Genomic DNA, 26,585 nt, shown 5'->3' on the forward strand with positions numbered 1-26,585 from the left:
CCCTCACCGTTCCTCCTCCAGGGTCCACACCGCGACGGACGGGGCGCCGTCCTCGGCCGTCCGCAGGGGGCGCAGCCGCCCGTTCCACCAGTCCGCGCCGAACGTGCGGTACCAGGGTGACTCCGGGTTCTCGCTCTGCCCGCCGGGGTAGATCGCGCGGGCGTCCGCCTGTCCGTCCCCGGTCCAGGCGACGACCATCCGCCAGCTGGGCCCGAACGAGGAGTTCAGGCCGCCCTCGGCGGCGTTCACGGTGAACCGGTCCCCGTCGGCCGGGGTCGGTCCCTCCCCCAGGGCGGAGACGTCGAGCATCGAGGGGATCTCCCGGGTGTGTACGCGCCCCCACCCCCACGTGGCGGGGTCGTCGCCGAGTTTCGCGGTCAGTTCGGTGACCGCCCGGGTGAAGGCGGTGCGCATGGCGGTGGGGGCGTCGCCCGGCGGTCCGCCGGGCGGGGTGAAGGCCGGGTTGCCGGGATCGTGCAGGGTCCAGGCCTGGAGGTCCTGGTCCAGGCTCGCCCGCGTCGGGGTGATGTCCAGCTTCGGACTGTCCTTGTCGACCGGCACCTTGGCCGCGTCCCACCAGGGCTGGAAGACCACCGACAGGTAGTCGCTCCAGAAAGTCCACCAGATGGTGGCGCCGGCCGCGGAGGTGGTCATCCGGTGGTCCCAGCCGGTCAGTTGGTCCAGCGCCTTCTGCTGCACCCGGTCGAGCGCGACACCCTGCAGGGCGGTGCGCAGGGCGGGCACCGATCGGGCGGCGAGCGGGTCGGTGACGTCGCCCTGCAGCGCGGCGAAGTCGTCGGCGGTCAGCGGCGCGCTGCGCCCCTCCAGCACCTGGTAGATCCGCTGGGCGCGGTATCCGGCGTCGTAGGCGGCCATCGTGGTGCCGACGTAGTACGGGTAGTCACCGGTGACGGGGCGCTGGTTCGCCGTGGCCACCACGTGCCCGGCGGGGTTGTGCACCTGGGGCAGCGCGGCCACCGGGATGGTGCCGGCGATGTCGTACTCCCCCGTGCCGGGCAGCGGGAACCACGGCTGCCCGGCCTTGACCTGCGGAAAGTACCCGGCGGCCTGGACCCCGATGTTGCCCTGGTCGTCGGCGTAGGTGAAGTTGAGCGTGGGTGCCCGCCAGCCGGCCAGGGCCGAGCGGAAGCCGTCCTGGCCCGCCGCCTTGTTGATGGCGAGGACCGCCGCGAGCGAGGCGGAGGGGTAGTTGCCCATCCAGGACACCGAGGTGGTCTGCCCGGCCTGGTTCATCACCGGCCCGTGGACCGTCAGGTCGACAGTGAGCGGCACCGGACTGCCGCCGCGGACCGGGATGGTGTAGTGCACCTGTTCCATCCGGCGCCACGCCCCCTGCCAGTAGTACTCGCCGGGGCGCTGCGGGTCGGTCCGTTCGACGTAGAACAGCGTCGACTGGTTCTGCACGTCCGTCATCGTCCAGGAGAGGTGGGCGTTGCGGCCGATCAGGATGCCGGGCAGGGCGACCAGGCTCGCGCCGGTCACGGTGGTCCCGGGCGAGGACAGCGCCATCTGGTACCAGAAGGACGGCAGGGTCAGTTGCAGGTGCGGGTCACCGGCCAGGATCGATCTGGCGCCCGCCACCGCGGGGCCGTTGGCGGCCCAGGCGTTGCTGTGGGAGTACACGTCGATGCCGGTGGCGGGCAGGCGCTGGAACCGCCCGAGGATGTCCGCCGCCGCGGTGACCGACGCGGCGGCGGCCGTCGGAGCGGAGGCCGCCGAGGTGGCGGCCGACGGCGGGACGGCCGGGGAGCTCGCGTCGGCGGGGGGCGAGGCATCGGCGGGGACCGCCGCGTTGGCGTTGCCCGCCGCGGGCAGCGGGTCCAGACCGAGCGAGCGGTACGGGCCGGTGTCGTACGGTCGTTGGTCGTTGCCCGGCAGCACCGGGAACCAGTCCATCGTCCGCCGTTCGCCGAGCGAGTCGCGCAGCAGCGCGTACGCCAGCGGGCTGGTGCCGTAGCTCATGTTCTGGGTCAGCAGGGCCTGCACGGAGAGGCTGTCCACCGGTGTCCAGTCGGCGGGGTGGACTCCGGCCAGGGCGAACACGGCGGGCCAGTCGCCGTTCCGGCGGCGCTCCTCCAGTTGGGCGTTGACGCCCCGGCTGTAGGCGGTCAGCGCGCGTCCGGCGGGGCTGTCGGGCGAGGTGGTGGCCCACTCGGCCCGGGCCGTGCGCAGCAGGCCGCTCTGCAGCTGGAAGGTGTCGCTCTCCACCGCTGCCGGGCCGGTCAGTTCGGCGAGCCGCCCCTGGGCCATCCGGCGTTCCAGGTCCAGCTGGGTGACCCGGAACTTCGCGTGCAGGTACCCCTGGGCGGTGAACCCGTCCTCGTCGGAGCCTGCGTGGACGGCGGGCACCCCGGCGGCGTCGAAGGATACCGTCACCGGGCCGTGCAGCCCGGGCAGGTGCAGGGCCTCGGTGCGCACGGGCCGGGCGTCGGCGGCGGCGTTCCAGACCCCCGCGCCCGGGTCCAGGGCGGTGCCGAGGGCGGGCAGCGGCCCGGCGCCGAGGGCCAGGAACGACAGCAGCAGCGCGGCGGCGACGGCTGCGGAGAGGACGTTGAGGGCCTTGCCTACGGGCTTCATCCGGCGCTCCGGTCGGGGGTGGCGGCGGGCTGCCGGTCGACGGCGACCATGCGCAGTTCGCTGGTGTAGCGCCGGCCCCGGGCGTCGGGCAGCCAGCACCCGCCGTTGTCGGGCATGGCCTCGGTGAGCGTGACGGTGGCGCCGGGAGCTTCCTCGACGGTGCGACGGATGCCCTTGGCGAGCAGGTTCACCAGCGGCAGCGAGCCGAAGTCGACCAGCACGGGCTTGAGTTCGACCGGAAGCTTGACGAAGACGCGCTCGGGGACGCCGTACCGGGCGGCCCAGGCCCGGGCGGCGGCGAAGCGCTCGCCCTCGTCCTTGCGGGACGCCCACTCGGCCTCCGCCGGGTCCACCGTCCAGGACTCTCGGCACAGGACCAGCCGGTCCAGGGTGATGCGGGGGCGGTGCGGTGCGGTGCGCAGCGGGCGGAAGGCGTTGGCGACGCTCGCCGTCAGCAGCTCGCCGATCACCTCCAGCAGGTCGAAGCCGCGTTCCTGACCGCGCACCCGCACCACCAGGCGCGCACCGTCGAGGAGCACGTCCAGATCGGCACCGGCCAGCGGGGCGACCGGCGGGTCGACCGCGGCCTCTCCGGCGCACCAGTAGGTGAACTCCGGCGACAGCAGGGCCGACGGGGGTGACAGCCGGGAGGTGACGAAGGCGGAGCCGCGCCGCGGCACGGCGTAGACGCGCCGGCCCCGGGCGTCCGCCGCGGCCGCGGCCAGCAGCCGTTCGGGCTCGTCGTGCTGCTCGACGAACATCCGGCTCTCCAGGGTGTTGACCGCGAGGTGGAGCTCCCCGAGGACGAGCAGGAAGTCACCGCGGTCGACCGCCCCGGCGTCCGCGGCGGCGATCATCAGGTCCGGTGAGTGCTGGACGGCGTTGGCCCAGCGGGCCGTGTCGGGCGGGAAGAGGGCGGCGGCCTCCCGGGCGACCGCTTCGACCGCCACCCGGTGGTGCCGGACGCCGTCCGGCACCCGCAGCAGGTCCCGCCAGCGCTGCTGGAAGTCGGCGACGACCCCGGCGACCAGCGGCGGCAACTCGCGGGGGGTGGCGGTCAGCAGCTCGGGGGTGGCCTCCGCCAGCAGCCGGGGCAACGGCACCGCGCCGCCCTCGTCCGCCGTCCCGGCGCGGGCCCGGGCGGCGGTGAACAGCCCCCGGAACAGCTCGTGGTAGCGGTCGGCCACCCGGGCGGTCAGCCAGCGCGCGCTGTCGAGCACCAGTCCCAGGGGGGCGGCGGCCGCCTCCAGCACCTGCCTGCCGAGCCGGACCCGCACGTCGCGCACGGCGTCCTGGTAGACCAGAGTGCGTCCGGCGTAGGTCTGGCCGGGCCGGCGTTCGGCGGCGACGCCGGTGTGCCGGACGAACGCCTCCCGCAGCGCGTCGGTCGCCGCCATCAGCTTCTCCGGGTCCCCGGCCGCCCCGTCGACGGCATCCCTTCCCGCGATCAGCTCGTCCAGCGGCGCCAGGGCCGAGGCGCGGGTCACCGGGTCGCCGATCGCCTCCAGCCGCTCCCGCAGCAGCCGTTCGGGCCACGCGTGCACCGGGCCGAGCAGGTTCAGCTCCACCGCTCCCAGCTGCCGCAGCCGCAGCAGCGCCGCGTGGGCGGTGGCCTCGTCGCCCAGGATCTCGGGGCGGCCTGCCAGCGCGAGCACCTCCCGCAGGGTCCGGACACCGTCGCACAGCCGCAGCAGCCGGGCCTCCGGCACGGGCAGCCGGATCGGCTTACGCAGCGGCAGCCGCAGCACCCGGCCCGCGAGCCCGCAGGAGGGGCCGAGCCTCGGCCGCAGCCAGGGCTGGACGTCGTCGCGGGCGCCGAGGGCCGTGGCCAGCGCGTCGACGGCCCAGACCTCGAAGTACGTGGTGCGCCGGCGCAGCAGCCGCGGTCCGGGGGCGACGGTGAGCCCGGGGACGGTCCGGTCCAGTCGCGCCCAGCCGACCGGGCCGAAGAAGCCGACCGTCTCGTTCTTCTGGGTGTAGCGCTGGAGGTAGCGGGCGATGGTCAGTTCGTGGCTGCGGCCGCGGAAGTTGCGCGGTTCGCCCCGCGCCGCCTTGTCCAGGCAGACCGGGACGAGGCTCGGGTTCTGCCAGGTGACGGCCTCGCGGAAGGCGGGCTGGGCGGCGGTGTGCCGGATCGCCGCGCCCAGCCGCTCGGTGGCCTCCAGGTACACCTGCCGGTAGTGACCGTCGCCCTCGGGCGTCTCGCCCACGCGGTCGGCGGCCGAGGCGAGCTCGCGGTCGCAGAGCCGGTCCAGCTCGTCGGCGGGGAAGCCGGTGCTGCGCAGGGCGACGTCCTGCCAGAGGGCCCAGGCGGTGCCGTCCAGCGGTACCAGGTGACGGTCGGTCGGCGCGCTCCGGTCGCTCGGTGCGCTCTGGTCGGTCATCGCGGCACGTCCGTTCGTTCGTCGTTCGGGGCCCGTGGTGCGGATCCCGGTGTTCAGGCCCGCCCGGACGCCTGCCCGGCCCGCGGGTGCGGCGGGGCCGGGTCGGCGGGCGCCGGCAGGGCGTCGGGCAGTTCGGTGTCGACGCGGCGCAGCCGCGGGTGCAGGTAGCCGGCGCCCGAGGCGGCGACCACGACCAGCCCGCAGAGCAGCAGCAGCGCGGCCATCGGCGCACTGGGCCGGTCGCCGACCAGCGCGGCCGCCAGTCGGGCCACCCCGCCCCCGCCGGACACCAGCGGGGCCATGACGTGGTCGGTGACCGGCCCGGCCAGCAGGTAGGCGAGCGGCAGCGGGATGGTCGCGACCATGTTCTCCAGGGCGATCACCCGCCCCTGGAGCTCCGGGTCGACCTTGGCCTGCCAGAGGCTGCGGTTGCCGGCGTTGATCAGAGCCGAGCAGAACAGGAAGCCGAACGCCGCGGCGGCGACCCACACCACCGAGGCCCGCAGCGCACCGACGGTCAGCGCCGCACCGAGCAGAGCGGAGAACCCCAGCACGCCGTGCACGCGGTGGCGCGGCCCGCCCCACAGGCTCATCAGCACGCTGCCCACCACCATGCCGGTCCCACCGACCGCGAGTACCGTGCCCAGCCCGTCGGTACCGGCGAAGCCGAGCACCAGGGGGGTGATCAGGACGTCGACGAAGCCGACGGCGAAGTTCAGCACGGCGTAGAAGGCCAGCAGCGCGACCAGGCCGGGCCGGGCGGCGATCCAGCGCCGGCTCTGCGCGCCCGCGGACAGCAGGCTGGCCGGCTCCTCCTCGTCCTGGTCAGCGGCCGGGCGCTGCGGCGGTCGGGGGATGCGGACGGAGAGCACGGAGGCCAGTGCGACCACGAAGCTCGCGCAGTCCGCGAGGATCAGCGTCCGCAGTCCGAGTGCGCCGATCAGCAGCCCGCCGGCCAGCGGGCCGATGATCTGGGCGACGGACTGGGCGAGCATCACCAGTCCGTTGGCGCGGCCCAGGTGCCGCTGTGGGACGAGCAGGCCGACGGTGGCGCCGAAGGCGGGCAGCTGCAGTGCGCCCAGGACCGAGCTGACCGCGGTGGTGACGTACACGTGCCACGGGCGGAGCTGGTCGGTGGCCGCGAGCGCGGCCAGGGCCAGGGTGAGGAGGATCCCGCCGACGGCGGCGGCGATCAGCGGCACCCGGCGGTCGAGCCGGTCGGCCAGGGCCCCGGTGAACGGTGAGACCACGATGGCGGGCAGGAAGACCAGCAGGTAGACCAGGCCCAGTCCGGTGACCGAGCCGGTCTGCTGGTACACCCACACGCCCAGCGCGAAGCTGGTGAGCGCGGAACCGACCAGCGAGACCGACTGGCCGGCCCACAGTCGCAGGAACGTCGTCATCTCAGAAGATCACCCGGTGCGAGCTGGAGAGCCGGGCTTCGCGGGAACGCCGCAGGTCGCGCGAGATGTTGAGCCGCTTGAGCCAGCGGTCCTTGCCGTCGAAGCGCGCGTGGAAGGGGTTGCGGCCGTGCACGGCCCGCAGGTTGTCGATGAAGATGCAGTCGCCGGGGCGCAGCACGACGTCCTGCACGGCGGCGTCGATCGCCTCGACCACGGATTCGAAGGCCTTCCGGGCGGCCGGTTCGAGGTCGTCCACGGCCATGAAGTACGGGTCGAGGCACATGTACGGCGCGTTGCGGTCGCCGGTCAGCAGCGGCACCGGCGGCGGGTTCTCGTTGAGGGCGGTGATGCGCCGGTAGCCGGCGTCGACCAGGGCCGCGCGCGCCGGGTCCTCGTCCTGCTCGTCGCCCCGGTTCTTGGGCAGGTGCGACTCGTCCGGCCGGATCGTGTAGTTCGGGGCGAACAGGGTGTCGAGGTCGAGGTCGGCCCAGCGGATCCGGGCGGCGTCGGCGAGGGTGGTGGCCACGGCGTCGGGGTTGCGCAGGCACATCAGCGCGACGTAGTCGCCCTTGAAGGGGTGGAAGGCGTCCTCGGTGTGCCACCAGAGCACCTGTTCGCTGCCGGAGCCGAGCTGCTCCTGTTCGTGGCCCCTGATCGGCATGACGTCGTGCATCAGCAGGCCGTCCTGCTGGGTCGACCAGGCGAACAGGTCGCCGAGCAGGCTGGCGCACAGGAGGAAGAACACCTCCTGGCGCAGCGTGGGCGACAGCCGTGCGTTCGCCGAGCGGCGCCAGTGCGCGGGGGTGTCGCCGATCCGTTCGTCGTCGACCGGGAAGCCGGAGAGGACGCAGGCTCCGGAGGGCTCGTCCAGCCGGAACTCGGCCAGGAACGTCCGGACGGAGCACGGCAGTTCATGGGCGATGAGGGGTGCGATCCGGGCGAGCCCGGGGTCCTCGATGGAGTCGTAGTCGGTCAGCACCCGGTCGATGAGCGGGGTGATCGCCGCGATGTCGCCGGCCGACAGGGTCATGGTGTGCATGGCCGTCCGTGTGCCTCTCTGTGTGTCGCGTGGCTGCGTCGGGTGCAGGCCGGGGGTCACCAGCGGTCCTCGATGACCCGGGCGAGCTCCGCGGCCTGGTGTTTGACGAAGTAGTGGCCGCCGGGCACGACGGCCAGCTCCACCGAGGGGCTGAACCGCTCCCATTCCCGGTGGCGGCGCCGGTGATTGCGGGTCTCGGGGTCGGACCGGCCGGCCACGAAGGTGATCGGGGCGCGCAGCCGGGCCGTGTCGGGTTCGGCCTGGCGCCGGGTGAACCAGCCGCGCGCGGTGCGCCCGTCGTGCCGGAAGGCGGTCATCACGTGGGCGAGTTCCTCGCCGTCGATGAGCTCCTCGAACCCGCCGAGCGACTGCAGGTAGCGCATCACCTGTTCGTCGCTCTCCCGGCGCCGGAACGGCACCAGGCGCACCAGGTCGATGCCGAGCAGCTGCCGGGACGGGAAGGGGAACGATCCGCCCAGGAACACCCGGTCGACCGGGCGTCCGGCCTGCTCCAGCCGGGCGGCCAGCTCGACGGTGAGCGCGACGCCGATGCAGTGCCCGTACAGCGCCAGCGGCCCGCTGACGGTTCGCAGGATCTCGTCGGCGGCCTCTTCGGCGATGGACTCCAGCGACTGGAGCGGTTCGGGGGCGCCGAGGTCGTGCCCGGGCAGTCGCACCGCCCGGACATCGGTGGTGTCCGGCAGTTGCCGGGCCAGCGGGTGGAAGGCGACGGCGTTGCCGCCGCCGTACGGGACGCCGATGAGGGTCCGCCGTGGGTGTTCGCGGCGCGGGGTGAGCCGCAGCAGCCGGTCGCGGCGGGCCGACGCCTGCCCGTCGTGTTCCAGGGCGGCGGCGAGCGTGCGCGCGGTGGGGTGCCGGAACAGCAGCTCCACGCTGGCGCCGGGGAGTTCGCGCACCGCGCGGATCGCGTGGAAGGAGTCGCCGCCCAGGTCGAAGAAGTCGTCGTCGGGGTGGACGCCGGGCAGGTCCAGGACGCGGGCCAGGACCTCGCCGATGCGCTGCTGGAGCTCGGTCGTCTCCACCGGTTCCGCCGGGGGCCGGCGTGTCGGGACGGTCCGCTCGGGCGCGGGCAGGGCAGCCCGGTCGAGCTTGCCGTTGGCGGTCACCGGCAGCGCGTCGAGCAGCACGATCGCGGACGGGACGAGGGCGGCGGGCAGCAGCCGGGCGAGGTGGTCGCGCAGCTCGGCGGGGGTCGGGCGGGGCTCGCCCGGCACGGCGTACCCGACCAGTCGCGCCTCGCCCTCGCCGTCGCCGTGGGTGCCGGGGTCGGTGCGCGCGATCACGGCGGCCGCGGTGACCCCGGGGTGCCGGGTGAGGGCGTGCTCCACCTCGCCGGGTTCGATCCGCACCCCTCGGACCTTGACCTGGTGGTCGAGCCGCCCCAGGTACTGCAGGGTGCCGTCGGGCAGCCTCCGGGCCAGGTCGCCGCTGCGGTACAGCCGCTCCGGCGGGCTGCCGGCGCCGTGGTCGGTGCCGAGGCCGGTGACGGTGCGGAAGCGGTCGGCGGTGAGCTCGGGGCGGTTCAGGTACCCCGGGGTCAGCTGCACCCCCGCGATGCACAGTTCGCCCGGCACACCGACCGGCACCGGCCGGCCGTGCCCGTCCAGCAGGTGGATCCGGGTGTTGGCGACCGGGCGCCCGATCGGGACGGAGCCGCCCGGGCCGGGCGTGCCGCAGTCCCACCAGGTGACGTCGACGGCCGCTTCGGTCGGCCCGTACAGGTTGTGCAGGGCGGTCTTGGGCAGCAGGTCCAGGAAGCGCTCGCGCAGCTGCGGCGACAGTGCCTCGCCGCTGCAGAACACCTGCCGCAGGCCGGGCAGTTCGCCGGCGCCCGGTTCGGCGAGGAAGTGCCGGAGCATGGACGGGACGAAGTGGGCGACGGTCACGCCCTCCTGCGCGACGGCGCGCACCAGGTACCCGGGGTCGCGGTGGCCGCCCGGGCGGGCGAGCACCAGTTGGGCGCCGGTGAGCAGCGGCCAGAAGAACTCCCACACCGACACGTCGAAGTCGTACGGGGTCTTCTGCAGCACCCGGTCCTGCGGGCCCAGCGGGAAGGTGTCCTGCATCCAGAGCAGCCGGTTGCGGATGGCGCGGTGCGGGATCGGCACGCCCTTCGGGGCACCGGTGGAGCCGGAGGTGTAGATCACGTACGCGGGGTCCGCCCCGGTGGGCCGGTCGGAGGCCGCTGCCCCTTCGGGGGCGGGGGCGGGCCAGTCGCCGGTCATCGGGAGGGCGGGGCAGCCGGCGTCGAGCTGCCGGTCGCTGATCGCCAGAGCGGGCCGGGCGTCCGCGAGGATCCGGCGCAGCCGCTCCGGCGGCGCCTGCGGGTCCAGCGGGAGGTAGGCCGCACCCGACTTGAGGACGGCGAGCAGGCTGACCACCAGCGCGGACGAGCGCTCGCCGCACACCGCGACCAGCGTGCCCGGGCCCGCGCCGGCCGCGCGCAGCACCCGGGCCCGCTCCTCGGCGCAGGCGTCGAGTTCGGCGTAGTGCAGCCGCTCCTCGGCGGAGCGCACGGCGACGGCCCCGGGGGTCCGCCGGGCCTGTTCCTCGACCAGCCCGTGCAGGGTGTCCGCGCCGGGGTAGCTGCGCGCGGTGTCGTTCCACCCGGTCTGCTGCCGGCGGTACTCCGCCTCGGTGATCAGCCGGAGGTCGGCGGTCGAGCCGTCCTCGTGCAGCGTCAACTGCTCAAGCACAGTGCCTAGTTGGGCTGCCATCTGGACGATCATCGCGGGTTCGTGGAGCTCCGGGTGGTACTGCAGCCGCAGGGTCAGCTCCGGTTCGAGGGAGGCCAGCACGGTGAGCGGCTCGCTGGTCTTCTCCACCGAGCTGTCGGTGGAGATCCGCAGGGTGCTCACCCCGAGCCGGACGTCGGCCGGCACCGGGTAGCTCTCGAACACCACGATGCTGTCGTACAGCGGCCGCCCGCCCGGGGCCCCGCTCCACCGCCGGATCTGGGCCAGCGAGCTGAACTCGTACTCGCGCACGGCGGCCTGGCGCTCCTGCACCTCCCGCAGCCAGGCACCGACCGGCTCCGGGCCGTCCGGGACCGGGATCCGGAGCGGGACGGTGTTGATGAACAGCCCCACCATCGACTCGACCCCGGGCAGTGCGGCCGGGCGGCCGGAGGTGGTCATCCCGAAGACCGCCTCCGCGGCGCCCGCGTGCCGGGCGAGCAGCAGCGCCCAGGCGGCCTGGACGACGCTGTTCAGGGTGACCCGCTGCCGGGCGGCGAGCTGCTGGAGCGCGCCGGTCAGCTCCGGCGACAACCGCAGCCGCTCCACCTCGACCCGCACCGGCGTGCCCGGCGCGGTGCGCTCCGGCACGGCCGACGTCGGCGCCCCGGACATCGTGTCGCGCCAGAACCGCTCGGCGTCGGCCTCGGGCCGGCGCTGGAGCCAGTCGATGTACTGCGCGTAGGCGGGTACCGGGGGCAGCGCGGTGCGCGCGCCGCGCCGCTCCAGTTCGGCGTAGCGGACGAAGATCTCCCGCAGCACCAGCGGCACCGACCAGCCGTCGAGCAGGATCATGTGGTGGGTCCAGACGAACTGGAACTCCTCGTCGGCGAGCCGCACCAGGGTCAGCCGCATCAGCGGCGCGGCGGTCAGGTCGAAGCCCGCGGCCCGGTCGTCCCGCAGGCACCGGTCGAGCCGTTCGCGCTGTTCACCGGGCGGCAGCCCGCGCCAGTCCAGCACCTCCAGGTCGGTGCCGGCCGTGCGGTGCACCACCTGCAACGGCTTCTCCAGCTCGTCCCAGTGGAACGAGGAGCGCAGGGCGGGGTGCCGGGCGATGACGTCCCGCCAGGCCTCGGCGAGCCGCTGCGGCTCCAGCTCGCCGTGCAGCCGGTAGCTGCGCTGTGCCAGGTACATCTCGGGGTCGGTGCCGGCCAGACTGTGGAACAGCAGGCCCTGCTGGAGCGGCGAGAGTTCGTAGATGTCCTCGATGGCCTCGTTGGTGTTCACCGGTCCTCCTCGGGACGGCTGGTGAGCCGGCTCATGAAGGCGTCCAGGGCGGACTGGCTCAGCCGGGACTGCGGGAAGTCGGAGGGGGTGAACCCGCCCTGGGCGGTGCGGCAGTGCTCGATCAGGGCCGTGAGTTCGTCCAGGTAGTCCCGGGCGAGCCGCTCGATCGTGGCGGCGCGGTGCACCCGCTGCCCGTACGTCCAGGAGACCTGGAGCCGGCCGTCGCGGATCTGCGCGGCGACCTCCAGCGGGTGCGGCCGGCGGCCGCGCGGGTCCGCCGCGGCGCCGGTGCCCTCGGCCGCCGGGACAAGGGAAGCGTCGGGCTGGACGAGTTGGTCGAACTGTCCGAAGTAGCTGAACGCGACCTGCGCGGCGGGTCGGCCGGCCAGCGCGCCGCGCTGCCGCAGGGCGGTGTAGCCCAGGCCCCCGTCGGGGACGGACCGCAGCCGCTCCTTGACCCGCTTGATCAGCTCCTCCGGTCCGTCCCCGGCACGGACCTCCAGCGCGACGGGATGCGTCACGGTGAACCAGCCGACGGTGCGGGCGAGGTCGACGCCGGACAGCGTGGACTGACGCCCGTGGCCCTCCAGCTCCACCAGGTGAGCGGAGGCGCCGGTCCACCGGGTCAGGGCCCGGGCGAGCGCCGTCAGCAGGAGCTCGTCGATCCGGGTGCGGTAGGCCGCGGGGGCCTCGCGCAGCAGCGCCTCGGTCCACTCGGCATCCAGTTCGGTGGCGTGGGTGGCCGCCAGGGCGACGGTGTCCTCGGTCCGGGTCTGCGCGAAGTCGACCGGCAGGGCGTCGGGGGCCGTGTCCAGGAGCTGCCGCCAGTGCCCGGTCTGGCCGGTCAGGGCGGCGGAGCCGGCGTACTCCTCCAGTCGGCGCGCCCAGTCGGGCACGGAGGTGGTCTTCGGCGGGAGCCGGACCGGTGCGCCGGTGCGCAGCGCCTCGCAGATCGTCGCGAAGTCCTCCAGCAGGACCCGCCAGGACACCGCGTCGACCACCAGGTGGTGGGCGGCCACCAGCAGGCGCGGCGGCTCCGCGGCACCGAGCCGGAACAGCGCGGCGCGCACCAGCGGGCCTTCGGCGAGGTCGAGGCCGCTCTGGACGGCGCCGGCCAGCGCCGCCAGCTCCTCCAGGCGGCGCTCGGCCGACAGCGAGGAGAGGTCGTGCACCTCCAGCGGTACGCCCTGGCCCGGTTCGGCGATCCACGAGCGCACCGGGCCCCGCGGCCCGCCGTCGGTGGCGAAGCGCTGGCGCAGCCCGTCGTGGTGCTCCAGCAGCCGGTCGAGGGCCTGCCGCAGCAGGTCCTCGCCGTACGGGCGGCGCACCTCGAGCAGCTCGGCCATGTTCCAGTGCTGCGGGGCGGGCAGCCGCCGGTCGAAGAACCAGTGCTGGAGCGGCAGCAGCGGGGTCGGCCCGCTGACCGGGGCCCGGTCGCCGGTGTCCGGGTCGCCGGTGCCCACGGTCGGGGCCAGCTGGTGGATCGTCGGGTGCCGGAAGACGTCCATCGCGCCGATCCGCAGCCCGGCGGCCTGAGCCCGGGCGGCGATCTGGATGCTGAGGATGGAGTCGCCGCCGATCTCGAAGAAGTTGTCGTGCACGCCGACCCGGTCGACGCCGATCACCTCGGCCCAGATCCGGGCGAGGGTCTGCTCGATGCCGTCGGCGGGGGCGGTGAACTCCTCGGCCAGCTGCGGCCTGGCCCCGTCGGGGGCGGGCAGGGCCGCGCGGTCCAGCTTGCCGTGCGCGGTGGTCGGCAGGGCGTCGAGCAGGACGAAGGAGGACGGGACGAGCGGGGCGGGCAGCGCGTCCTCCAGGAAGCGGCGCAGCTCCCCGGTGCCGGGCTCGCGGCCGGCCGCCGGCACCAGGTAGGCGACCAGGCGGCGGTCCCCAGGGGTGTCCTCACGGGCCGCCACCGCAACGTCCCGCACGTCCGGGTGGCGGGCCAGCGCGGCCTCGATCTCGGCGGGCTCGATCCGGTGGCCGCGGACCTTGACCTGGGTGTCCAGGCGGCCGAGGAACTGCAGGTCGCCGGAGTCCAGCCGGCGCACCAGGTCCCCCGTGCGGTAGAGGCGGCCGGTGGCGGGGCCGAACGGGTCGGGCAGGAAACGCTGTTCGGTCAGCTCCGGGCGGTTGAGGTAGCCGCGGGCCACGCTCGCCCCGCCGATGTACAGCTCGCCGGGCACTCCGGGCGGGACCGGGCGCCGCTGCCCATCCAGCACGTGGACCGTCATATTGGGCCACGGGCGGCCGATCGGCAGGTTCTGCGCCAGCCGCTCGTCCGGGCCGTCGTCGGGGCCGGTTCCCAGCGGCGGCACCCGGTAGGTGGTCGTGGTGACGGTGGTCTCGGTCAGCCCGAACACGTGCACCAGCTCGACGCCGGTGCGCCGCCAGGCCCGCAGCCGGTCGGGCAGGATCCGTTCGCCGCCGACGATCACCAGCCGCAGGCACGGCGGCAGGACGGTCCGTTCCTCGGCCAGGGTGTGCACCCACTCGTGCCAGAGCGAGGTGGGCAGTTCGAAGGCGGTGAGCCGTTGGGTCTCGATCAGCCGGACCAGTTCCCCGCCGCCGAGGACGCGTTCGGGCACCATCACCAGCGTCGCCCCGGCCAGCCAGGTCGGGAACAGCTCCTCGACCAGCACGTCGAACCCCGGTGAGGCGAACTGGAGGACCCGGTCGGCGGCGGTCAGCCCGAAGGCCTCGACCGCCCCCAGCGCGTAGTTGACCAGGGCCCGGTGCTCGGTGAGCGCGCCCTTGGGGCGGCCGGTGGAGCCGGAGGTGTAGATGACGTACGCGAGGTCCTCCGGGCCGGCCTCCGGCCCGGGGCCCGCCGGGTCGGCGGGCCGGGGCCGCTCGGCGTCCAGGACGAGCAACCGCGGGGCTCCGTGCTCGCCCGCCGCCAGGGCGGGCAGGATCCGCTCGGCGAGCCGCTCCCGCAGGGCCGAGGTCGTCACCAGGACGCCCACCGCGGCGTCCTGGAGCATGAACGCCACCCGGTCCGCCGGGTAGTCCGGGTCGAGCGGGACGTACGCCCCGCCCGCCTTGAGCACCGCGAGGACGGCCTCCGGCAGCGCGAAGGAGCGGTCCACCAGGATGCCGACCAGGACGCCCGGGCGGACGCCGAGGGCACGCAGCTCCGCCGCCAGCCGGTCGGCGCGGGCGTTCAGCTCGGCGTAGCTCAGCGCGTCGGCGCCGAGCACCACGGCCTCGGCGTCCGGGGTGGCCGCCGCGCGTTCCTCGAACAGCCGGTGGACGGTGGTGTCGGGCACCGGCGCGGCGGTGTCGTTCCAGGCCTCCAGCCGGTCGCGGTCCTGCTCGGTGAGGATCCGCAGGTCGTCGACCGCGGCCTGCGGCCGCCGGGTGACCTGCTCCAGCACGCTGCGCCAGCCGGCGGCCAGCCGAGCGATGGTCGGTCCGGCGAACAGGTCGGTGTTGTACTCCCAGGTGGCGAGCAGCCCGCCGTCGGCGGGGGTGATGGTCACCACCAGGTCGAAGTGCACGACGTCCTGGGGCACCGGACGGACGGCGAGGCGCAGTCCGGCGTGCTCCAGCGGGCGTCGGGTGGTGTTGTCGTAGTTGAGCACGGCCCGGACGATCGGCAGCTGCTCCGGGTCCCGTTCGCCCGCGAGTTCCTGGACCAGCTTCTCGAACGGCAGCTCCTGGTGCTCGAAGCCGCCGAGGACGGCCTCCTTCACCCGCGCCAGCAGCCGGTCGAACGGCAGGTCCCCGGAGACGTCCGCGCGCAGCGCGACGGTGTTCACGAAGCAGGCGATCAGCGCCTCGGTCTCGGGCGGGGTCCGGTTCGCGATGGTCGAGCCGAGGACCAGCTCCTGCTGCCCGGTCCAGCGGTGCAGCAGCGCCGCGAAGGCGGCGAGCATGGTCATGAAGACGGTCGCGCCCTCCCGGTCGGCGAGCGCCTTGATCCGTGCGGTGAGCTCCTCGGGGAGCGCGATCTCGTGGGTCGCGCCGTCCGCCCCCGGACCGTCGGGCGGGGTGTAGTCGGTCGGCAGGACGAGCGGGGGCGGTGGATCGCCGAGGTGCCCGCGCCAGTGGTCGAGGTGCTCCGCGAGCCGCTCGCCCTGGAGGTGCTCGCGCTGCCAGAGGGCGAAGTCCGCGTACTGGACGGCTAGTTCGGGAAGCGGTGAGGGCTTTCCGGCGCTGCGCGCCGCGTACAGCACGCCGACCTCGCGGACCAGCACGCCGATCGCCCAGGCGTCCATCGCGATGTGGTGGATGGTGAGCAGCAGCAGGTGCCGCTGCTCACCGAGGCGCACCAGGGCGACCCGAAGCATCTGGTCGCGCCCGAGGTCGAAGCCGCGCCGGCTCTCCTCGCGGGCCAGCTCGGCGACGATCCGCTCCTGCTCTTCCGGTGGGAGGCCGCCGAGGTCACGCACCGGCGTCGGCACCGGCGTCGGCGGCAGGACGCGCTGACGCGCGGTGCCCTCGTGGGCCTCGATCACGGTGCGCAGCGCCTCGTGCCGGGCCAGCAGTTCGGTGAAGGTCTCCCGCAGGGCCGCGAGGTCGAGCGCGCCGTCCACCTCGATCACGCAGGGCGGGTTGTACGGGCTGCGCAACTGGCTGAGGATCCAGGCCCGTTGCTGGGTCCAGGAGAGCGGGACGGGCTCGGCCGGGTCCGCCCGGCGGGCGATCCGGTCCGGTGCGCGGCCGGGTGCGCCGCGCAGCTTGAGCTGTTCCTCCAGCCTGGCGCGCTTGTCGGCGGGGAGGGCGGCGATCCGCGCCTGGAGGTCGCTCACAGCGCCCTCACCAGGCCCTCGCCGGCCCGGCGGACGAAGGCGGTGAGGTGCTCGACCTCCATGCCCTGGCCCATCAGGTAGGGGATCGACCAGAAGTCGAACATGTACCCGGGCATGATCAGGGAGCTGTCGATGGTGCGGTACATGTGCTCGACCGCGGCGCAGGCCTGCTCGGCGTCCATGGTGTCGTGCCGCCAGTGGTAGCCGGTGCCCCGGAGGCCGTACTTGTCGGCCTGCTGGGCGATGGGCACGGCCGGGTAGTGGTAGTACATCTCGGCCCGGTAGAAGGTCGGGGCGGTGTCCGCGATGAAGTCCATGGTGCGGGCGACCGAGTCCGCGGTCTCGCCCGGGAAGCCGACGATCAGGGAGGCGAAGGTGAGGATCCCGCGTTCGGTGAGCGCACCGATTCCGCGTCGGTACTTCTCCGAACTCGCCGATTTGTTCATGTTCTTGAGGATCCGGTCGTCGCCGGACTCCAGCCCCAGGAAGACGCCCTTGCAGCCGCTCTCGGCCATCAGGTCGAAGGCTTCCGCGTCGGAGTTCGCACACCGGAAGAACGAGAACCAGTTGAAGTCGAAGCCGTTCTTGATCATCATGCGGAGCAGTTTCTTGAACCGCGGGAACGGCACGTTGAAGGTGTCGTCGATGAACACCACGTTCTTCACGCCGACTTCGGCGAAGTGCCGCAACTGCGCTTCCACGTGCTCCAGTGAATTGAGGCTCAACGGCCCCCCCAGCTGGGGATACTGGCAGAAGGCGCAGGCATAGGCGCAACTGCGCGCGGTGCGCAGCTGGACGGTGGGGGCATAGAAACCCGGGTCGAACAGTGACCAGTCGACGACACTGTCCTCGATGGGGTTGTCCTCGACCACCCGGCCGGTGCGGGTGAAGTCGTGCCCGTTCGTGGTGTAGGCCAGGTTCGGCACCAGGGCGAGGCCGGCCCGGCCGGTGCGCAGGGCGCGCAGCGCCTGGGCGAGGGTGGACTCGCCCTGGGAGTCGCAGACGTAGATGTCGGCGCCGATCTCGCGGTAGACGAAGTCCTGGGCCTCCGGGTCGTAGCCGTTGTGGATGTTGAGGATGTGCGGTCCGCCGATGATCACCGGGATGTCGGGGTCGTGCCGGCGGACGAAGTCGACGATCTCGGTCAGCGCGGTGTTGTCGACGTAGAAGGTGCTGGTGATCGCCACGGCCCGGGGGCGGCAGGCGAGCAGCTCGACGAGCCGGTCGCGCTCCCACGTGAAGAAGTTGACCTCCTCGGTCACCAGTCCGGCCCTGGTCAGGGCGGTCTTGAGGTGGCCGATCGCCAGGCTCGGCAGCTTGCACACGTGCAGGTCGCCGGGTTCTCCCCGGCTGTCCGGGAGCATTCGGTTGAGCATGTCGTAGTAGGTCATCCGCCGCCCGTCGAGGACGGTGGAGTTGGCCTTCAGGACGCGGTAGGCGATCGATTCCTCGCCCATCGCGCGCAGGCTTGCCTCGTAGTCGTCGAAGTCGAGTTCGTGCGGGCCGATCAGGATGCAGTCCAGGTCGCCGGCAGCGTTCATGACGGCAGCCCCCTTTGGCGTGTCCGGGCAAGCGCGGAGGTGGGACAGGGCATGGAGACGGGGCAAGGCGTGGGGGTGGGGCGTGGTGTGGCGGCGGCGGGATCAGCCGGCACTCAGGGCGGCGGCACGCTTCCCGGCCCCGGGGCGGTACTCGTCCAGGGCCCGGCCGAGCAGGTCCAGGCCCCGGCGCAGCTCCTCGGCGGGGGCGCCGAACCCCAGCCGGGCGTGGCCCTGGTGGCCGAAACAGGTGCCGGGGACCAGCAGGATGCGGTGCTCGTGGGCCAGCCACCGGCAGAAGTCCTCGACGTCCGCCACCTCGGGCAGGTGCACGAAGGAGCTGACACCGCCGGCGGGCGGCACCCAGGCGACCTGCCGGGGGCGCTCGGCGATCCAGCCGGCCAGCACCGCGCGGTTCGCCGTGGCGAGGTCGCGCCGCCGCCCGACCAGGGCGTCGCCGTGCCGGACGACCCGTTCGGCGACCAGCTCGACCATCGGTGACAGGTGCAGGGAGACGTAGTCCCGCACCCGGGCGCAGCGGTCGAGGACCTCCGGTGCGGCCAGGCACCAGCCGACCCGCAGTCCGGGCAGGCCGTAGGCCTTGGACAGCGTCCCGAAGCTGACGGTCCGGTCGTACCAGCCGCCCGGATCGGGCAACGGGTCCTGGTCGTAGGTGAGTTCGGTGAAGGCTCCGTCCCAGACCAGGTAGCAGCCGGAGCGGGCCGCGATGGCGACCAGTTCCCGCTGCTCCTGCGGGGCCAGGGTGGAACCGGTCGGATTGCACGGGAAGTTGACCACGATCATCCGGGTGCGCCGGGTGACCAGTTCGCGCAGCTCGTCCAGGTCGGGCCGGAAGCCCCGGTCGAACCGCAGGTGCCACCGCCGCAGGGTGCAGCCGAGGGCCGTCGCGACGCCGTGCAGCTGCTGGTAGGCGGGATCGAGCACGACCACCTCGTCGCCGGCGCGCAGCAGCGCGCACATCGACAGGAAGATCGCCTCGCTGGAGCCGTGGGTGACCATCACCCGGTCGACCGCCCCGCCGGCGAACCGGTCCGCCACGGCGCGGCGCACGTCGGGGCCGCCGAAGGTCCAGCTGTCCTCGAAGCCGACGTTGTCCATCTCGTCGTGGGTCAGGCCGGTCAGCGCCCGAACCTCGGCGAAGGTGTAGGGATGGACGCCGCTGCTGCCGAGGTCGAACTCGGTCGCGAAGTAGTAGCGGCGCATCCATTCTTCGAGCAGTGCTTCGTCCACTTGCATGTCCACTCCCCCCTGTCGAACAACAGGATTGTTGGCAACACACGCGGAAATGCACCCCCCCCTGAAGACAGATTCGTCCCCGGAACTCAGAGGGGTGATTGAGTCGCCAGGCTAACCACGTTGTTCGAGGGCATGCAAGAGGTCGAGTACCTTCCGCCTCGGCGGCACCTCTGCTTCAATGACACCGGCGGGCCCCCTCGGAACGGTCGAGGAGCAACCGGGCCCTTCCTCGGATATGACGGTGGATAACCTTCGTCGGCGATGTTCCGGCCATTGTCCCCCCCTCCGTCCTCGCGCCCTGCCGGACATCCGCCGGCAATTCCCGACACCCACCGAGCACCGCTCCCGGCGAACCGGGCGACATCAGTCGTAACGGTCCGCCAGGGCATCTCGGTTCATCGCTGCGCCACCGGCCCCCTCGGCAGGGAGGAACTGTCAGTGAAACCCGTCCGCCTTCCGGCACCAGACGCCGATCACCCGTCCCTCGTCTCGGTGCTCCGCGGCCGCGCCCGGGAACATCCCGACCAGGTGGCCTACACCTTCCTTGCGGACGACGGGGTCGAGCAGCAGAGCCTCGACCACGCCGCACTCGACCGGGCGGCGCGGACGATCGGGCACGCGCTGCAGCAACTGGACGCCGAGGGGCAGCGGGTGATCCTGCTGTACCCGCCCGGCCTGGACTACCTCGCCGCCTACTTCGGCTGCCTGTACGCCGGTACTGTCGCCGTCCCCGCCTACCCGCCGGACCCGACCCGGCTGGAGCGCAGCCTGCCGCGGCTGCTCGCCGTGCTGGAGGACGCCCGGCCGGTCGCCGTGCTCACCATCGCCGCCCTCGCCGAGGCCGTGCCGGCCCTGCTGTCCACGGTGCCGCAGTCGGCCGGACTGACGGTCGTCGCCACCGACGCGCTGGCACCCGAAGGGGCCGAAGCCTGGCGCGACCCGGACGTCACGGCGGACACCACCGCCATGCTGCAGTACACCTCAGGCTCCACCGCCGACCCGCGCGGAGTGGTACTCACCCACGGGAACCTGCTGCGGAACTCGGCCGTGATCCGGCACGACTTCGGCGTGGACGCCGACAGCCGCGGCGTCATCTGGCTCCCGCCGTACCACGACATGGGGCTCATCGGGGGCATCCTGCAGCCGCTGTACACCGGCTTCCCGGTCACCCTGATGTCCCCGGTCGCCTTCCTCAAACACCCGTTGACCTGGCTGGAGGCGATGTCGCGCACCGGTGGCACCGTCAGCGGCGGGCCCAACTTCGCCTACGAGCTGTGCGTGCGCAAGACCACGCCCGAGCAGCGCGCCGCGCTCGACCTGAGCCGGTGGCGGGTCGCCTTCAACGGCGCCGAGCCCATCCGGGCGGACACCCTGCGCCGATTCGCCGACGCCTTCGCGGTCGCGGGCTTCCGGCCGGAGGCCTTCCACCCCTGCTACGGGCTGGCCGAGGCGACCCTCATGGTCACCGGCGGTGTCCCCTGGTCCGATACGGCCCGCCGGGTCTTCGACCGTACGGCGCTGCGCGCGGGCACCGCCCTCGCCCGTCCGAGCGGCTCGGCGAGCGGCGACCCGGGCGCCGGACCGACCGGCGAACCGAGTGGCGACCAGGTGGAGCTGGTGTCCTGCGGCCGGATCGCCCCGGACCACCGGGTCGTCGTGGTGGATCCGGACACCGCCCGCCCGGTCGGCCCCGGCGGTGTCGGCGAGCTCTGGCTCAGCGGACCGAGCCTGGCCGGCGGCTACTGGGGCGACCCGGGGCGCAGCAGCGAGGTGTTCGGCCACCGCCTGCCCGGCGAGGACGCCGACTACCTGCGCACCGGCGACCTCGGCTTCCTGCACGAAGGGGAGTTGTTCGTCACCGGGCGGATCAAGGACGTCATCATCGTCCGGGGGCAGAACCACTACCCGCACGACCTCGAACTCACTGCGGAGGGCGGCTGCCCACAGCTGCGCCCGGGGTGCGGGGCGGCCTTCACCGTCCCGCACCCCGACGGGGCGGACCCCCGGCTGGTGCTCGCCCACGAGGTCCGCGACCCGGGGGCGGCCGACGCCGCGCGGATCGGCGCCGCCGTCCGCACCGCGGTCGCCCGGGACCACCGGGTCACCGTGCACACCGTGGTGCTGGTGCCGCCGGGCGCGCTGCCCAAGACCTCCAGCGGCAAGATCCAGCGCAGCGCGTGCGCCGCCCAGTTCGCCGCCGGCACGCTGCCGGAGGTGGGCCGCAGCGACCTCGACGCGCCCGGCCCGGCGGAGGGCTGCCGGGTCGACCCCGACGCGCTGCGCACCGCCGCACCGGAGGTACGCCGGCGCGCCCTGGAGGACTTCCTCCAGCAGGAGGTCGCCGCCGCCTGCGGGCTCGCGCCCATCGCCGTCGACACCTCCGCCCCGCTGCTGAGCCTGGGCGTCGACTCGCTGGCCGTGGTCGACATCCAGCAGGCGATCGGGCGGGAGCTCGGCGTGCCGGTCACCGTGCCGCAGCTCGCCGACGCGGGCAGCCTGACCGAACTCGCCGCCCTGCTCGGGTCCCTGCTCGCCGGCGACGCCGACGCCGAACCCGTCGACGGACCGCTCTCCTACGGGCAGCGCGCCCTGTGGTTCCTCCAGCAGCTGGAGCCCGACAGCACCGCCCACCACATCACGGCGGCCCTGCGCCTGCACGGCCCGTTCGACCCCGACGCCTTCCGCCGTGCCCTGGCCGCCCTGGTGGCCCGGCACGACGCGCTGCGGACCACCTTCCCCGCCCCCGACGGGCAGCCGGTCCAGCGCACCGCGGCGGCCGGCCGCGCCGAGTTGCGCGTCCACGACGCCGCCGGCCGCTCCGAGCACGACCTCGCCGCACTCCTGGACCGCGCCGCCGACGAGCCGTTCGACCTCGCCCACGGTCCGCTGCTGCGCATCGACCTCTTCCGGCGCGCCCCGCAGGAGACCGTGCTGCTGCTGGCGACCCACCACATCACCACCGACTTCTGGTCGATGTCCAAGCTCGTCGCCGATCTGGAGGCGCTCTACACCGAGCACACCGGCGGCCCGACCGCGGCCCTCGAACCGCTGCCCGCCTCCTACCGGGACTTCGTCGCCCGCCAGCACCGCACCGTCGAGGGCGCCGCCGGCGAACGCTCGCGCCGCTACTGGGCCGAGGAGCTCGCCGACGCCTCCCCCCAGCTGCGGCTGCCCCGCCACCACCGGCCCGCCGACACCGCACCGCCCGGGTCGGGCACGGCCCGCGCCCGGCTGGCACCGGAACTGACGGCCCGGCTGCACGCCAGGGCGGGGGCCGAGGGCGTGACGGTCTCGATGCTGCTGCTCTCCGCCTACCAGGCCCTGCTGCACCGGTACACCGGGCAGGACGACCTGCTCGTCGGCATGCCGACCGCGGGCCGCGGTCACCAGGACTTCGAGCACGTGGTCGGCTACTGCACCAACCCCGTGGTGATCCGCAGCCGCCTCGCACCGGACATCTCCGTACGGGAGTTCGTCGCCGCCACCCGCACCCGGGTCCTCAACGCCCTGGAGCACCAGGACCACCCGCTGCACCTGCTGGCGGAGGACCGGCAGCAGCGCGACCCGTTCCGGGCCATGTTCGTCTTCAACCGGCCCCCGCTGCGCGGCCGCGGCGAACTCGCCGTCCTGATGGGCGGCCACTCCGGGATCCGGCGCGCCTTCGGGCCGCTCACCGCGGAGGCCGTGCCGCTGGAGCACACCCGGACCCCGGTCGACCTGGAACTGACCCTGATCGAGGCCGGCGACGAACTGCTGGCCCAGCTGCGCCACCGGACCGAGCTCCTGGGGGCCGCCACCGCCGCCGCCCTGCTGGAGCAGCTGGAGCGGCTGCTGACCCAGATCGCGGCGGACACCGCCCTGCCGGTCACGGAGCTGCGGCTGCTGGACGAGCAGGGCGAGCGCGCGCTGCTCGCCGACCACGGCACCCGCCGCGACTACGACCTGACCACCAACGTGGTCCAGCTGTTCGAGCGGCAGGCCGAGCGACGGCCGGACGCGCTCGCGGTGCTGGGCGACGAGGGCGAGGTCAGTTACGGGCAGCTGAACGCCCGGGCCGACCTGATCGCCCGGCAGCTGCGCGAACGCGGCGTCGACGGCCGGAGCCCGGTCGGGGTCTTCCTCGACCGCTCCGCCGCGCAGATCGCGGCCGTCCTCGGCGTCCTCAAGACCGGTGCCGCCTACGTGCCGCTCGACTCCGCCAACCCCCGCGACCGGGTCGCCGAGGTCCTCACCGGGGCGGGCGTGCGAGTCGTCCTCAGCCAGCACCGGCTGGCGCCCCGCCTGCCCCAGGGCGTGGACGCCGTGCTGGTCGACGGCGAGCGGACGCCGGTCGACGCGGCCGACGGCACCGACGCCGACGCCCGCTCCCACCCCGCCGCCGGACCGGGCGACCTCGCCTACCTGATCCACACCTCCGGCTCCACCGGAACCCCGAAGGCCGTCCAGATCGAACACCGCGGCCTCACCAACTACACCCGCTTCGCCGTCGAGCACTTCGGCCTGCGATCCGGCGACCGGGTCCTGCAGTTCGCCTCGCTGGCCTTCGACACCAGCGCCGAGGAGATCTTCCCGACCCTGGCGGCCGGGGCCACCCTGGTGCTGCGCAACGACTGGATGCTCAGCTCGCCGGACGCCTTCCTGCGCCAGTGCGACCACTGGCGGGTGAGCGTGCTGGACCTGCCCACCGCCTACTGGCACGAGCTCGCCGACGGCGTCGCGGGCGGTGCCACCGCCCCCGGCGAGGACCTGCGGCTGGTGATCATCGGCGGCGAGCGGGCCCGCCCCGAGCGGGTCGCCGCCTGGCTGCGGCACGTGCCCGCCGGCGTCCGTACGGTCAACAGCTACGGCCCGACCGAGACCACCATCGTGGCGACCGTCCAGGACCTCACCCGGCCGGCCGGCGACGGCGAGGTCCCGATCGGCCGCCCGGTGGCCAACGTCCGCGCCTACGTGCTCGACCCGGCCGGACGGCCGGTGCCCACCGGCGCCGTCGGCGAGCTGTACATCGCGGGCCCGGGCGTCGCCCGCGGCTACCTCGGCCACCCCGCGCTCACCGACGAGCGCTTCCGGCCCGACCCCTTCGCCGAGGACGGCCGGGACGGACGGATGTACCGCACGGGGGACCTCGCGTCCTGGGCGCCGGACGGCACCCTGACCTTCGTCGGCCGGGCCGACCGGCAGCTCAAGCTCAACGGCTACCGCGTGGAGCCCGCCGAGATCGAGGCCCTGCTGCTCGCCGCGGACCCCGCCGTGGCCGAGAGCCTGGTACTGCCCCACCCCGACGGCAACCGGCTGATCGCCTACGTGGCCGGTGTCACCGGGGCCGCCCCCGACCCCGATCGGCTGCACTCGGCGCTGCGCGAGCGGCTCCCCGGCTACCTGGTGCCGGCCGCGGTCACGGTGCTCCCGTCGTTCCCGCGGTCCACGAGCGGGAAGATCGACCGGGGCCAGCTGCCCCCGCCGCAGACCCACTCCAGCGAGGGAACCGCACCGCGCACGGCCACCGAGCAGGCCCTGGCCGGCATCGTCGCCGAGGTCCTCGGACTCCCCGGGATCGGCGTCCACGACGACTTCTTCACCCACGGCGGCCACTCGCTGCTGGCCACCAAGGTGATCGCCCGGGTCCGGGACCACTTCGGCGCGGACCTCCCGCTGCGGGCCATCTTCGAGCACCCGACCGTGGCGGAACTCGCGGCGCGGATCCCGACCGGTCCGGTCGACACCCGACGGCCCGCGCAGCTGCCGATCCCCCGGGTGCCGCGCGACCGTCCGCTGCCGCTGTCCTTCGTCCAGGAGCGGATCTGGCTGCTGCAACGGCTGGCACCGGAGTCCACCGTCTACAACGTGCCCCGGGCGCTGCGCATCCGCGGGGTGTTCGACCGGGACGTGGTCGAACAGGTGCTGGCCGACCTGGAGCAGCGGCACGAGATCCTGCACACGGCCTACCCCGACATCGACGGCACCCCGATGCAGGTGGTGCACGAGCCGCGCGGCATCCCGCTCGCCGGCGTGGACCTCGAAGGCGTCCCCGAGGCCGAACAGGAGGAGCGGGTCCGGGAGCTGATCCTGGCTGCCGGACGGGAGCCCTTCGACATCGAGAACGGCCCGACCATCCGGGTCACCCTGGTCAGGCTCGGCCCCGCCGACCACGTCCTCGTCGTCATCGAGCACCACCTCATCCACGACGGCTGGGCCCAGGGCGTCTTCCTGCGCGACTTCCTGGAGCTGTACGAGGGCCGCACCACCGGCCGCGCCGCCCGGCTGCCGGAACTGCCGGTGCAGTTCGCCGACTTCGCGGCCTGGCAGCGCGAGGTGGTGAGCGGCGCGGAGCTGGGCCGGCTGCTGGACTTCTGGACGGCGGAGCTCGCCGGCGCGCCCCAGGTCCTCGAACTGCCCACCGACCGGCCGCACGACGCCGCCCTCACCTTCTCCGGACGACTGGAGAACCTGGTCATCGACGGCGAACTCGCGCTCGCCCTGCGCCGGGTGGGCCAGGAGCGGCGGGCGACGCTGTTCATGATGATGTCCACGGCGTTCTCCGCCCTGATGAGCCACTACAGCGGCCAGCCCGACCTCCTCGTCGGGGTCGGCATGGCCAACCGGCAGCGGCCGGAGACCGAGAACCTCCTCGGCATGATGATCAACACCCTGCTGCTGCGGGTCGACACCTCCGACGACCCCTCCTTCGCCGAGCTGCTGGAGCGGGTGCGCGAGCGGAGCCTGCGGATGTACGCCCACCAGGACATGCCGTTCGAGAAGCTGGTCGAGCACCTCAAGCCCGAGCGCAGCCTCTCCCGGATGCCACTGTGCCAGGTGATGTTCAGCTTCCTGGACACCCCGATGCCCGCCCTGGAGGTGCCCGGCCTGACCTTCGAGGTCGTGGACGCGCACAACCGCACCGCCAAGTTCGACCTCAACATCGTGGTGCGCCCGCACGCCGAGCAGCGTCCGGGCGAGGTCTCCGCCGAGGAGGACAGCCGGATCACCGTGATGACGGAGTACAACTCCGACGTCTTCGACCTGCGGACCATCCGGCGACTGCACGAACACCTGCGCGCCGTCCTGGAACTGGCGGTCGGCGACCCGGACCGCCCGCTGTCCTCCGCGCTGGCCGGCGCCCTCCTGATCGACCCCGCCGACACCGCCGCTCCGGACCACCCGGTCCAGGACGGACCCGACGCCCTCGCCGGACTCGACCTCGACCTCGACTTCGACGACGAGGACGACGAGTTCGCGGAGGACGAAGGCGACTGGGAGACCGAGTACGTCGCCCCGCGCACCCCGCTGGAGGAACAGCTCACCGACATCTGGGCCCAGTACCTCCCGGTGGAACGGGTCGGGGTGAACGACGACTTCTTCGACCTGGGCGGCCACTCCCTGCTGGCCAACCAGGTGCTGGCCCGGCTGCGGCGCGAGTTCGGCGTCCAGCTCCCGCTGCGCCGGCTGTTCGAGGCACCGACCGTGGCGACGCTGGCGGTGCTCGTCCTGGAGGAGCAGGCGTCCGGCGTCGACGGGAGCGAACTCGCGGCCATCCTCGCGGAACTGGAGGACTGAACCCGTCCACCGTCCCGCCAGGGGCGCGCCGGTGTTCCCGCCGGCGCGCCCGGGCCCCCGAACCGTGGAGCGTGA

At 73.8% G+C, this 26,585-nt stretch carries 9 protein-coding genes; 1 reads left to right on the forward strand and 8 read right to left on the reverse strand.

The features are described 5' to 3' along the window. Positions 1–3: 3 nt before the first annotated feature. The 8 genes from ABTY61_RS29120 to vioD all read right to left on the reverse strand — a co-directional run bounded on the left by ABTY61_RS29120 (position 4) and on the right by vioD (position 18,956). Positions 4–2,598 (reverse strand): penicillin acylase family protein, encoded by a 2,595-nt coding sequence (locus ABTY61_RS29120; RefSeq protein ID WP_350508076.1) that lies wholly within the window; start codon positions 2,596–2,598, stop codon positions 4–6. After that, positions 2,595–4,982 (reverse strand): lantibiotic dehydratase, encoded by a 2,388-nt coding sequence (locus tag ABTY61_RS29125; RefSeq protein ID WP_350508077.1) that lies wholly within the window; start codon positions 4,980–4,982, stop codon positions 2,595–2,597. Before ABTY61_RS29125 ends, ABTY61_RS29120 begins: the two co-directional genes overlap by 4 nt. A 53-nt stretch (positions 4,983–5,035) precedes the next feature. Further along, complete coding sequence (locus ABTY61_RS29130) at positions 5,036–6,385, reverse strand: MFS transporter (RefSeq protein ID WP_350508078.1); 1,350 nt, start codon at positions 6,383–6,385, stop codon at positions 5,036–5,038. A 1-nt stretch (position 6,386) separates the two neighbouring features. Further along, positions 6,387–7,424 carry a guanitoxin biosynthesis L-enduracididine beta-hydroxylase GntD gene (gntD, locus tag ABTY61_RS29135; protein ID WP_350508079.1) on the reverse strand — a complete coding sequence of 346 codons (1,038 nt, stop codon included), beginning with the start codon at positions 7,422–7,424 and terminating at the stop codon, positions 6,387–6,389. Positions 7,425–7,480: 56 nt separating this feature from the next. After that, on the reverse strand, positions 7,481–11,407 hold the full coding sequence (locus ABTY61_RS29140; protein ID WP_350508080.1) for a non-ribosomal peptide synthetase: 3,927 nt from the start codon (positions 11,405–11,407) through the stop codon (positions 7,481–7,483). Next, positions 11,404–16,161, reverse strand: coding sequence for a non-ribosomal peptide synthetase (locus ABTY61_RS29145; protein WP_350508081.1), 4,758 nt, complete (start codon positions 16,159–16,161; stop codon positions 11,404–11,406). Before ABTY61_RS29145 ends, ABTY61_RS29140 begins: the two co-directional genes overlap by 4 nt. Beyond that, positions 16,158–17,702, reverse strand: a complete 1,545-nt coding sequence (locus ABTY61_RS29150) for a radical SAM protein (RefSeq protein WP_350508082.1) — start codon at positions 17,700–17,702, stop codon at positions 16,158–16,160. The genes ABTY61_RS29145 and ABTY61_RS29150 overlap by 4 nt, the downstream gene beginning before the upstream one ends. A gap of 102 nt (positions 17,703–17,804) precedes the next feature. Beyond that, the gene (gene vioD / locus ABTY61_RS29155; RefSeq protein WP_350508083.1) at positions 17,805–18,956 is read right to left on the reverse strand and encodes a capreomycidine synthase; all 1,152 of its coding nucleotides are present in this window, start codon (positions 18,954–18,956) and stop codon (positions 17,805–17,807) included. Positions 18,957–19,217: 261 nt separating this feature from the next. Here vioD and ABTY61_RS29160 point away from each other — a divergent pair, with 261 nt between their 5' ends. Continuing rightward, positions 19,218–26,510, forward strand: coding sequence for a non-ribosomal peptide synthetase (locus tag ABTY61_RS29160; RefSeq protein WP_350508084.1), 7,293 nt, complete (start codon positions 19,218–19,220; stop codon positions 26,508–26,510). The last annotated feature ends 75 nt before the right edge of the window (positions 26,511–26,585 follow it).

It is taken from the genome of Kitasatospora sp. NPDC096128 (genome assembly GCF_040303105.1).
GTDB lineage: Bacteria > Actinomycetota > Actinomycetes > Streptomycetales > Streptomycetaceae > Kitasatospora.

Coding starts and splice junctions, on each gene's coding strand:
- vioD (WP_350508083.1), bottom strand. CDS start 18,956: ATGCAAGTGGACGAAGCACTGCTCGAAGAATGGATGCGCCGCTACTAC.
- ABTY61_RS29150 (WP_350508082.1), bottom strand. CDS start 17,702: ATGAACGCTGCCGGCGACCTGGACTGCATCCTGATCGGCCCGCACGAA.
- ABTY61_RS29125 (WP_350508077.1), bottom strand. CDS start 4,982: ATGACCGACCAGAGCGCACCGAGCGACCGGAGCGCGCCGACCGACCGT.
- ABTY61_RS29160 (WP_350508084.1), top strand. CDS start 19,218: ATGTTCCGGCCATTGTCCCCCCCTCCGTCCTCGCGCCCTGCCGGACAT.
- ABTY61_RS29130 (WP_350508078.1), bottom strand. CDS start 6,385: ATGACGACGTTCCTGCGACTGTGGGCCGGCCAGTCGGTCTCGCTGGTC.
- gntD (WP_350508079.1), bottom strand. CDS start 7,424: ATGCACACCATGACCCTGTCGGCCGGCGACATCGCGGCGATCACCCCG.
- ABTY61_RS29120 (WP_350508076.1), bottom strand. CDS start 2,598: ATGAAGCCCGTAGGCAAGGCCCTCAACGTCCTCTCCGCAGCCGTCGCC.